Genomic DNA, 10,103 nt, shown 5'->3' on the forward strand with positions numbered 1-10,103 from the left:
CACGGCAACCTCGCAACAACAGCGGCATGTTAAGCAGGTTTAATGCGACGCTTAACCTAGGGGCTGGACAAGCCGAACGGCAAGGGGTGGAGGGGGAGTTGGGGGTGTCGGAGCGTGACGATCCGGAGACCGTCGGGCGACGGGTGCAGCAGCTGCGGGCGGAGCGGGGGCTGACCCAGCGGCAGCTGGCTGAGCCCGCGTACACGCCCGCGTACATCTCGACGCTGGAGGCGGGGCGGGTGCGGGCCTCCGACGAGGCGCTCAGGCACATCGCGGGCCGGCTCGGCGTCGCCTTCGAGGAGCTGGCCGTCGGCCGGTCCCCGCACCTGGCCACCGATCTGCGGCTGCGGCTCACCGAGGCGCAGCGGACCCTGGCGACGGGCGAGGCCAAGGAGGCGGCCGTCCAGTACGCCGCCCTGCTCACCGAGGCGGAGGCGCACGGGCTCGCCTGCGAGCAGGCCGCCGCGCTGCTCGGCCTCGGGGAGTGCGCGCTGGAGACCGGTGACCTGGCCGAGGCCAGGGAGTACTTCGAGCGCGCGGAGGAGGTGACGGCCCGCGAGCCGCTGCCGGTGCGGGTGCCCGCCCTGCGCGGTCGCGCGGTCGCCCACTACCTGGCGGGGGAGCTCCGGTACGCCGTGTACCTGCTGGAGTCGGCCCTCGACGAGCTCAACCGCGGCGGGCTGCACGATCCGGACGCCCTTCTCCTGCTCTACGCCAGCGTCATCGGCCCCTACATGGACATGGGCGCCCACGCCCGCGCCGCCCAGGCCGCCGAGTTCGCCCTCGCCCTCGCGCCGCAGGTCGAGGATCCCGCGCTGCTCGCCCGGATGCACCGCTCCGTCGCCCGCACCCTGCTCGCCGAGGGTCGCATCGCCGAGGCCGACGCCTCCCTGGCCAAGGCGGCCGAGCTGTACCGCCAGCTGCAGCTGCGGACCGAACTCGCCAACTGCCACTGGATGCGCGGGTACGTGTACGCCCAGAACGGCGAACTGGACCGCGCCGAGGACGAGTTGCGCGAGGCGCTCGCCATGCTCTCCGCCACCCGTGCCGCCCTCTACAGCAGCCAGGTCGCCGTCGAGCTCGCCGACGTCCTGCACCGGCGCGGCAAGTCGGCTCAGGCCGCCGAGCTGCTGCGGGGGGTGCTCGGTGACCTCTCCTCGGAGCGGGGCGCCGTGCACGCCGCGGCCGCGCACCGCCTGCTGGGGATCATCGCGGAGGACGCCCGGGAGACCGACGCGGCCGAGGAGCACTACGTACGGGCGCTGAGCCTGCTGGAGCGGGCCGGGGCCGCCGGTGACCTCGCCGACCTGTGCCGGCTGCTCGGTGACCTGCTGCGCCGGACGGGGCGGGTGGAGGCCGCGCTGGACGCCTACCGGACGGGCCTGGGCCACCGCACCGCTCCCGGGACCACCACCCTCGGCCCCGCCCCGGCCCAGCCGCCGCTGTGAGCGGCGCGGCGCAGGCGGCCCGCTCGGCGGACGCGGGCGGGCGCTGAGCCGGCGGGAGGGCCCTCGTGTCCGCGTTCGGCCTGCCCCGCGGTGAAGCGCGGCGGCGGTCCGCGCCGCGGATGCGTCCGGAGCGGCTCGGGCGGCCGCGGAGGGGTACCCGGAGGGCCGTACGACGTTCGACTTCCCCGGAGGCTCGTCATGACGGACGCGCACACCGACCGAGCCGGCCACGGAGAGCAGGTGCTGGCCCGGCTGCAGACGCTGCTGGTGGAGTCGGACCGGCTCGAGGACTTCCTGGAGGAGCTCGTCACCCTCACCGCCGAGGCCCTGCCCGTCCCCGCCCACTGCTCCGTCACCCTCAGTCCGGAGGGCGGCGACCAGCCCACCACCGCGGCCGCCAGCGACCCCGAGGTGGAACTGTTCGACCAGCGGCAGTACGAGATCGACGACGGGCCCTGTCTGTCGACCCTGCGGACCGGGACACCGCACGAGGTCCCGGACCTGGCGGCGGAGGACCGCTTCGGCCCCTTCCCGGACCTCTGCAACGAGTACGGCATGTGCAGCATGCTCTCGTTGCCGCTGACGCCGCCGCGCCAGCGGGTCACCGGCGTCATGAACCTCTACTCCAGCGAGCGTGAGGCCTTCACCCGGCCGGTACGGGAGCAGGCGGCGGTCTTCGCCGGATACGCCTCCGGTGCGCTGGGCGTGGCGCTGAAGATCGCCGGTCAGACGCGGTTCAGCACCGACCTGCAGCGGGCGATCACCTCCCGCACGGTCATCGACCAGGCCCTCGGCATCGTCATGTCGCAGCGGCGCTGCGACTCCGACAAGGCCCTGGAGATCCTCAAGCGCCTCTCGCAGCAGCGCAACGTCAAGCTCCGCGACGTCGCCTCGCAGGTCGTCGCCCAGGTCACCGGTACTCCTCCCACTCCCCGGCCGCTGCACCCGCGCGACTCGGCGCTGTGAGCCCTCGCAGGGGAGACCGAGGGCCGTTTCGGGCCCCCGGCCCCGGGTAGTCGGGACTCCTCCCGCGGGCAGGGGCACCTGCTCAGGGCCCTTCGAGGACGGCCGGGCCGGGACTGAAGGAGGCGGTGGAGGTGCGGCCCAGGGACGACGGCGCGTACGCGGACGGTTCCGACGGCCCGGAGCAGGGCCGGCGCCCCGCGAGCGCTGCCGGCAACACGGCACCGCACCGGGCGGACCCGGCACAGGCCCTGGCCGCGGCGGTACGGGGAGCGGCGCCCGAGGAACTGCCCCGACGGCTGTGCGCGGCCGCCGTCGAACTGCTTCCGGTGGCCGGCGCGAGCGTGTCACTGCGCAGCGAGGGGCTGCCCGTGCTGGTCGGGGCGAGCGACGACAGGGCGGCCGGCATGGCGGAGATGCAGGCCACGCTCGGCGAGGGGCCCTGCGTGTGCGCCGCCGAGACCATCGCACCGGTGTTCGCGGACGACCTGACCGGCGGACCGGCCGTGGCGCGCTGGCCGGTGTACGCGCAGCAGGCGACGGCCGTGGGGGTCCGGGCGGCCTATTCGCTGCCGCTCGGCGACACCACGGTGTGCGTGGGCACCCTCGACCTGTACGGCACGAGCCCCGGCGAGCTGGCCGGCCCCGACCTGCACACCGCCCGGCTGCTGGTGAACGCCCTGACCACGGCGTTGACGTCGCTGCTCCGGGACGATGCGGAGACCGGTCGCCCGGACCCCGTCTGGCTGGGCGGCCTGACCGCCGAGCACAGCGCGATCCAGCAGGCCATCGGCATGATCATGGCCCAGCTGGGGGTCGACGCGGGCGAGGCGCTGGCGCGGCTGCGCGGGCACGCGTTCGCCCGCGGGCGTACGGCGCTGGAGGTGGCGCACGACGTGATCGGGCACCACACGCGGTTCGACGGGGACCGGCCCTGACGGCGGTCAGACCTGGGTGCGGGCTTCGTCGCGGACCTGGGCCAGGCGCTGGGCGCCGACTTCCAGGACCCGGTGGGCGGTGTCGTCCGGGAGCACGGTGCCGGGCGCGCCGAGGGTGAGCACGATCGACTGGTCCCCGACGCGTACCGCGGCGACGTCCACGCTGAGCACGGGTGTGTCGCCGTCCGCGTCGGCCTCGCCGGTCAGCGTGACCCGCAGGCCCTGCCGGGCGTCCCCGACGGCCGGCAACGGCAGTTCCTCCACCTGCACGGCCTCGGCGCCGGCGCGGGTGGTCGTCGCAAGGAACTGTCCGCAGCTGCCCGGCAGCGTGCGCAGCCAGGCCAGTACGCGGTCCACGTCCGCCGGGCGGTGGGCGGCGACCTGGTAGCGCAGCTGGGCGAGGTCGTCGGTGTCGTCCAGGGCGGTCACGGCGGCCTGGCCGCCCCACGGCGCGCCGAACAGCTCCTCGGTGTACAGCGCCTCCAGCATCCGCTGACAGTCGGGTGCCGCGTTCGTCGTCGCCTTCAGCATCCCGTCCCGCCAGGTCGCCGCCCCCTCGGACGGCACCCAGGGCGCGCCGAGGTCGGCCTCGCCGACCAGGGCGGACCGGGCCTGGTCGCCGGTCAGGGCGGGGTCGGGGCCGTCCTGCCCGTCCGGTGACAGGGCCGAGGTGGCCACCGGGTCCCGGGCCTGGTCCGGGGTGCGCACCAGGCAGGAGGAGGCACTGAGCAGCGTGGCCGCGGTGAGCAGGAGGGCGGCGGGGCGGCGGGTGACCGAGGGGCGGGGCATGTACTCACGGCACCACTGCCTCCGGCGGTCCACCAGCGGTCCGGGCCGTCCGGGTGAGGGGTGCTCCCCGTGCACTGCTGGGGGCTGCCGCCCCCGGACCCCCGCTTCGGCCCGGACGGCCTCGTCGCCGAACGCCGGACGGCTGAGTACGCGACCCGGTGACGCGGGCCCCGTCCGGGGCTGATCCTGGGGGCGGAACGACAGAAGGAGTCCACCGTGACCGGTCAGCCCATACCTGTGATCATCGACTGTGACACCGGGGTCGACGACGCCCTGGCCCTGCTGTTCGCCGTCCGCCACCCGGACCTGGACCTGCGGGCGGTGACGTGCGTGGCCGGGAACACGGACGTCGACGGGGTGGTCCGCAACACCCTGACGGTGCTGGAGCAGGCCGGCGCGCCGGACATCCCGGTGGCCCGCGGGGCCGAGCGGCCGCTGATCGAGCCGGCCCGCTCGGCACGGCACGTGCACGGCCACGACGGGATGGGCGACCTGGGGCTGCCCGCGCCGACCCGGGCCCCGGCCGCCGTGGACGCGGTGACGCTGCTGCACCGTGAGATCCTCGCCTCGCCCCGCCCGGTCACCCTGGTCCCGACGGCTCCGCTCACCAACATCGCTCTGCTGTTGCGCACCCACCCGGAGGTGACCCGCAACATCGAGCGGATCGTGTTCATGGGCGGGGCCGTGACCACCGGGAACGCCACGCCCGTCGCCGAGTTCAACGTCTGGCACGACCCGGAGGCGGCGGCGGTCCTGCTCACCGCCGGGGTGCCGATCACCATGTACGGGCTGGACGTCTTCCACCAGGTCGTCGTGGACGGGGGCCAGGTGCGGCGGCTGCGGGCGAGCGCCGAGCCCGGCACCCGGCTGGCCGGCGAACTGCTCGCCCACCGGCCGACGGCGCAGGGCGGCCCCGCCGAGGCCGAGGCGGCGGGCGGCCTCGGCGACGCGGGCGCGGTCTGCGCGGTCGCCGACCCGGAGGGCATCACCACCCGCCTGCTGCCCGTCGAGGTCACCCTCGCCCCGGGCCCGTCCCGGGGCCAGACCGTCGTCGACCGCCGCCCCCGCCCGGGCGAGTCCGAGATCCACGACGGCGTCCGCGAACAGACCCTGGTGGACGTGGCCTTGGAGGTGGACGTCGACCGGTTCGTGAAGCTGTACCTGGAGACCGTGGAGCGGCCCTGGCCGCCCAGCCGCCTGGCCGACTAGTCGGTGGTGGCGGGGGCCGGGGCCGGTGCCCCCCACCGTTCCTCCACCCGGGCCACCTTCCAGTAGGTCAGGGCCGCCGCCCACACCACCACGAACAGGCCGACGATGAGGTAGCCGACGTTGTCCAGGTCGAGGTCCGCGATCCAGCCGGTGACGCCGTCGCGCAGGTCGAGTTTGTCGTGCAGGACGCCGACCAGCTCGATGGTGCCGATGAAGAAGGCGACGGCGATGGACAGCCCGGTGATGGTGAGGTTGTAGAACACCTTGCGCACCGGGTTGGAGAACGCCCACTGGTAGGCGAAGTTCATGAAGGTGCCGTCGAGGGTGTCGAACAGGCTCATCCCGGCGGCGAAGAGGAGGGGCAGGCAGAGGATCGCGTACCAGGGCAGGCCGGCCGCCGCGCCCGAACCGGCCATCACCATCAGCGTGACCTCGGTGGCGGTGTCGAAGCCGAGGCCGAAGAGGAAGCCCAGGGGGAACATCTGGCCGGGGCGGGAGACCGACTTCGTGAGACGGCCGAGGATGCGGTTCATGAACCCCCGGGAGTCCAGGTGGGCTTCGAGCTCCGTCTCGTCGTACGTCCCGGCCCGCATCGCCTTGAACACGCGCAGGATGCCCGTCAGGGCGACCAGGTTCAGGGCGGCGATGAGATAGAGGAAGGTCCCCGAGATGGTCGTGCCCATGAAGCCGAGGACCTGGTGGGTGCGCGAGCCCTCGTTCATCACCTTGCCGGCGAGCTGGGTGCCGCCCGCGATCAGCGTCGCGAGGACCACCACCACGCTGGAGTGCCCGAGCGCGAACCAGAAGCCCACCGACACCGGGCGCTTGCCGTCGGCCATCAGCTTGCGGGTGGTGTTGTCGATGGCGGCTATGTGGTCGGCGTCGAAGGCGTGCCGCATGCCGAGGGTGTAGGCGGTGATGCCCAGGCCGATCCCGAAGGCCTTGGTGCCGACCTTGTAGTGCTCGGGGACGACGAGCAGGAAGAGGATGCCGAACGCGACGACGTGCAGGGCGAGGATCACCACCAGCAGCCCGGCCGTTCTGATCGTGTCCTCGCGCCGCCACCGGAAGGAGGGGGGCACCGTCGTCGTCGGGGCGGTTTTCGCGGGCAGGGTCATCCGGTTCACGCTCCAGCACCTCGTGGATCACTTCGTGAGCTGCCGTGGCCGGTCTCCTGGCTTACGGGTGGTTGCGTCCGCCGTCCCTGCCTTCCCGGTCGTACGACCAGTGGCCCGGCGGATGCCGGACGGGACGTGAACTCCCCGATCACAGTGGCGAGGGCCGCGTCGACATCGCATCGACTTCCCGAGCACCACGGCGTGCCCACCGTAGGGGCGGAAGCGGTTCCCTGCATAGCTGCGTACCTGCGCAGGTATGGAAGATCACAGAACGGCGCCTGCCACTATGGCGTCATGCATCTCGTGCCTGCCGACCGCGCGGACCGTCGCACCATCGACGGTCACCGGGTGTGCGACGCCATCGCCGCGATCGGCGAACCCGGTCATGTGCGCACCTGGGCCGACCGTTTCTCCCTGCTCGCCGACGCCAAGCGGCTCGCTCTGCTGCTCGCCCTGCACCGCACCGGGCCGCTCGCCGTGTCCGATCTGGCCATCGCGACCGGCATGAACGACCCCGCCGTCTCCCAGGCTCTGCGGCTGCTGCGGGCGGCGGGGGTCGTGGAGGGTGAGAAGGAGGGGCGGGTGGTCAGGTACCGGGTGGTGGACGCCGAGGTGCAGGGGCTGCTGAAGCGCTGCACGGCCGACGGGGGCTGACCGGCCCGCCCCGCGGGGGTCAGCCGCGTGCCGTCCGCTTCCGGCGCGTCGCGACGATGATGGCGGCACCGCCGGCCAGGAGCACCGCCGCACCCCCGACGATCATGCCGGAGCCGCTGCCGCCACCGGTCTCGGCGAGGTCGCCGCCGCCCCCGTCGGGCGTCGTGGCCGCGGCCGGGCTGGACTCCGAGGCGGACGGGGTCGGCGTGGTGGCGGACGTCGGCTTCGAGGCGCTCGGGCTCGGGGTGTCGCTGCCGTCGGCCGGGGTCGACGGCTCGGCCGGCGGGACGGACGCGGGGGAGGACGGGGTCGGCGTGGCGGACTGGTTGGAGGTGCAGTCCTTCGTGCCGCCGTTCCAGGCCGCGATCAGCTTGTCCTTGATGACCGGGTGGTCCGGGCCCTTGGGCAGGTCGCCGTGCTCGAAGCCGTCCTTGGCGTCGAGCTTGCCGTCGAACTTCACCGCACCCCGGTAGAGGTCGATCTGCGCGAAGCAGCCGGCGTCCGGCACCGCGATGTCGAGGGAGTCGGTCTGGCCCGGCTTGACCGTCACGGAGTCGAAGTCGATGAAGACCTGCTCGCCGGAGGTGCCGAAGGAGGAGCCGTGGGCGACGTAGGAGGCCAGCGAGGCGGTGCAGGTGGAGGCGTCACCGGCGGTGCGGACCTTGATGTGGACCTTGCCGTCCTCGGTGGGCCTGAGGTTCTGGTCGTCGACCTTGACCGAGTCGTAGAAGCCGGTGCCGTCCAGCGAGAACTGGCAGCGTTCGGTACCGGTCTCCGTGCCCGCGCCGGTGCCCGGCTTGTAGGCGCCGCCGGACTTCCAGCCGTCCCCGCCGTCGCCGGCCCAGGCAGCGGAGGAGGCTGCGACGGAGGCCGCGCAGAGGGCGAGCGTCGCGACGCCCGTTCCCAGCAGGCGACGCGCGGTGGCACGACTCGCTATGGACATGTGTATCCCTATCAGGAGTTCTGAGGTGGTCTCAGACGGTGTGAACCGGCCTGAAACAGGCAGAGGAAAGCAGAGGGAAGCAGCGGAAAGCAGAGGAAGCGCTGGGCTCGATGGTCATATGCGCCACAGTGTGAGCACATGGTGAGGCGACCTGCGGAACCCTGTCAACCTGCGCTGATTCGAGGTCAGTTGATGACCCATTACAACCTCGCCACACTGGGAAGAATCCGTTCCGCATAGTGTGAAGGTTCACTTTCCCGGCAATGTGAACAGGCTTTCTGTGCCGTCCTCTCCAAGGGAGCCGATGTGACCGACCTTTCGTCCAGGAATCCCGACTGGTGGCGCCAGGCCGTCGTCTACCAGGTCTACCCCCGCAGCTTCGCCGACGCGGACGGCGACGGGCTCGGTGACATCCGGGGCATCGCCGAACGGCTGCACCACGTGGCCGCGCTGGGCGCCGACGCCGTGTGGCTGAGCCCGTTCTACCCGTCGGAACTGGCCGACGGCGGCTACGACGTCGCCGACCCCAGGGACGTCGACCCCCGCCTCGGCACGCTGGACGACTTCGACGCCATGGTCGCCGAGGCCCACCGGCTGGGCCTGAAGGTGATCGTCGACATCGTCCCCAACCACACCTCCCACCAGCACACCTGGTTCCAGGAGGCCCTGCGCGCCGGTCCCGGCTCCGCCGCCCGCGACCGCTACGTCTTCCGCGCCGGACGCGGGGAGCGGGGTGAACTTCCGCCCACCGACTGGCAGTCGGTCTTCGGCGGCAGCGCCTGGCAGCGGGTCCCCGACGGCCAGTGGTACCTCCATCTGTTCGCGCCCGAGCAGCCCGACCTCAACTGGGACCACGAGGAGGTCCGCGCCGACTTCCGCACCACCCTGCGCTTCTGGGCCGACCGGGGTGTCGACGGCTTCCGCGTCGACGTCGCCCACGGCCTGGCCAAGGACCTGGACGATCCGCTGCGCGACGTCGGCGACCTGGGCGCGACCGGAGAGGAGGCGCTGCAGCACCTGCCGCCCGGCAGTCACCCCTACTGGGACCGCGACGAGGTCCACGAGATCTACCGCGACTGGCGCAAGATCTTCGACGACTACACCCCGCCCCGCACCGCGGTCGCCGAGGCCTGGGTCCCGGACGCCCGCCGCGCCCTGTACGCCCGCCCGGACGAACTGGGGCAGGCGTTCAACTTCGAGTACCTGCAGGCAGGCTGGGACGCCGAGGTGCTGCGCCGGGTCATCACCGGTTCCCTGGACACGGCCCGTACCGTCGGGGCGTCGGCCACCTGGGTCCTGTCCAACCACGACGTCGTACGCCACACCTCCCGCCTGATGCTGCCGCCCGGCACGGACGACAACGCCTGGCTGCTCTCCGGCGGTCACGCGCCGCGGGTCGACGAGGCGGCGGGCCTGCGCCGGGCGAGGGCGGCGACCCTGCTGATGCTGGCCCTGCCCGGATCCGCGTACGTCTACCAGGGCGAGGAACTCGGCCTGCCCGAGGTCGCCGACCTGCCCACCGAGGTCCTCCAGGACCCGATCTGGGAACAGACCGGGCACGTCCGCAAGGGCCGCGACGGCTGCCGGGTGCCCCTGCCGTGGACGACCGGTGGACCGTCGTACGGCTTCGGCGCCCAGGGTGCCTGGCTGCCGCAGCCACCGGTCTTCGCGTCGTACGCCGTGCAGGCGCAGGACGGGGTGGAGGGATCCACCCTGGAGTTCTACCGCCGGGCACTGCGCCTGCGCCGCAAGCTCCTCGAAGGCGAGTCGCTGACCTGGGCGCCGGACGCCCCCGCCGGTGTCCTGCACTTCACCCGTTCGGAGGGCTGGCGGTGCGTCGCCAACCTGTCGGCCGAGGCGGTCCCCCTGCCGCCCGGTGAGCCGCTGCTGAGCAGCGCGCCGCTGCCGGACGGAGGGAGCCTGCCGCCGGACACCACGGTGTGGCTCGGCTAGTGCTGCGACCGGAAAGGTTTGCCGGGAAGCTCGCGGCGTCCGGTGCGGTGCCTCGCAAGGCGGAGCATCACCCGCGTACTGGATGTAC

General features: G+C 73.1%; 9 protein-coding genes and 1 riboswitch. Of the genes, 6 read left to right on the forward strand and 3 right to left on the reverse strand.

The genetic code is table 11. From position 1 onward, the window contains the following. The first annotated feature begins 104 nt into the window (after positions 1-104). The 3 genes from ACWC21_RS39590 to ACWC21_RS39600 all read left to right on the forward strand — a co-directional run bounded on the left by ACWC21_RS39590 (position 105) and on the right by ACWC21_RS39600 (position 3,349). Positions 105-1,448, forward strand: coding sequence for a helix-turn-helix domain-containing protein (locus ACWC21_RS39590; protein ID WP_450889422.1), 1,344 nt, complete (start codon positions 105-107; stop codon positions 1,446-1,448). Positions 1,449-1,646: 198 nt separating this feature from the next. Beyond that, on the forward strand, positions 1,647-2,414 hold the full coding sequence (locus ACWC21_RS39595) for a GAF and ANTAR domain-containing protein (RefSeq protein ID WP_450889424.1): 768 nt from the start codon (positions 1,647-1,649) through the stop codon (positions 2,412-2,414). 131 nt (positions 2,415-2,545) lie between these two features. Further along, the gene (locus tag ACWC21_RS39600) at positions 2,546-3,349 is read left to right on the forward strand and encodes a GAF and ANTAR domain-containing protein (RefSeq protein WP_450889426.1); all 804 of its coding nucleotides are present in this window, start codon (positions 2,546-2,548) and stop codon (positions 3,347-3,349) included. Between the two features lie 6 nt (positions 3,350-3,355). On the opposite strand, the gene ACWC21_RS39605 is transcribed toward ACWC21_RS39600, so the two are convergent. Further along, positions 3,356-4,138 (reverse strand): hypothetical protein, encoded by a 783-nt coding sequence (locus tag ACWC21_RS39605; protein ID WP_450889428.1) that lies wholly within the window; start codon positions 4,136-4,138, stop codon positions 3,356-3,358. A 216-nt stretch (positions 4,139-4,354) separates the two neighbouring features. Between ACWC21_RS39605 and ACWC21_RS39610 the strand changes: the two genes are divergently transcribed. After that, on the forward strand, positions 4,355-5,347 hold the full coding sequence (locus ACWC21_RS39610) for a nucleoside hydrolase (RefSeq protein ID WP_450889430.1): 993 nt from the start codon (positions 4,355-4,357) through the stop codon (positions 5,345-5,347). Here the strand turns inward: ACWC21_RS39610 and ACWC21_RS39615 are convergent. Beyond that, a complete protein-coding gene (locus ACWC21_RS39615) occupies positions 5,344-6,465 on the reverse strand; it encodes a HoxN/HupN/NixA family nickel/cobalt transporter (RefSeq protein ID WP_450889438.1) in 1,122 nt (373 codons plus the stop codon). The genes ACWC21_RS39610 and ACWC21_RS39615 overlap by 4 nt on opposite strands. Before the next feature lie 29 nt (positions 6,466-6,494). Next, a riboswitch (cobalamin riboswitch) is annotated at positions 6,495-6,679 on the reverse strand. Positions 6,680-6,759: 80 nt separating this feature from the next. Between ACWC21_RS39615 and ACWC21_RS39620 the strand changes: the two genes are divergently transcribed. After that, positions 6,760-7,119 (forward strand): ArsR/SmtB family transcription factor, encoded by a 360-nt coding sequence (locus ACWC21_RS39620; RefSeq protein WP_450889432.1) that lies wholly within the window; start codon positions 6,760-6,762, stop codon positions 7,117-7,119. A gap of 19 nt (positions 7,120-7,138) precedes the next feature. On the opposite strand, the gene ACWC21_RS39625 is transcribed toward ACWC21_RS39620, so the two are convergent. Then, positions 7,139-8,062: an LAETG motif-containing sortase-dependent surface protein gene (locus ACWC21_RS39625; RefSeq protein ID WP_450889434.1), complete on the reverse strand. Its 924-nt coding sequence runs from the start codon at positions 8,060-8,062 to the stop codon at positions 7,139-7,141. A gap of 306 nt (positions 8,063-8,368) precedes the next feature. On the opposite strand from ACWC21_RS39625, the gene ACWC21_RS39630 reads away from it, so the two are divergent. Next, complete coding sequence (locus ACWC21_RS39630) at positions 8,369-10,015, forward strand: glycoside hydrolase family 13 protein (protein ID WP_450889436.1); 1,647 nt, start codon at positions 8,369-8,371, stop codon at positions 10,013-10,015. Positions 10,016-10,103: the final 88 nt, after the last annotated feature.

It is taken from the genome of Streptomyces sp. NPDC001348, assembly GCF_053597535.1.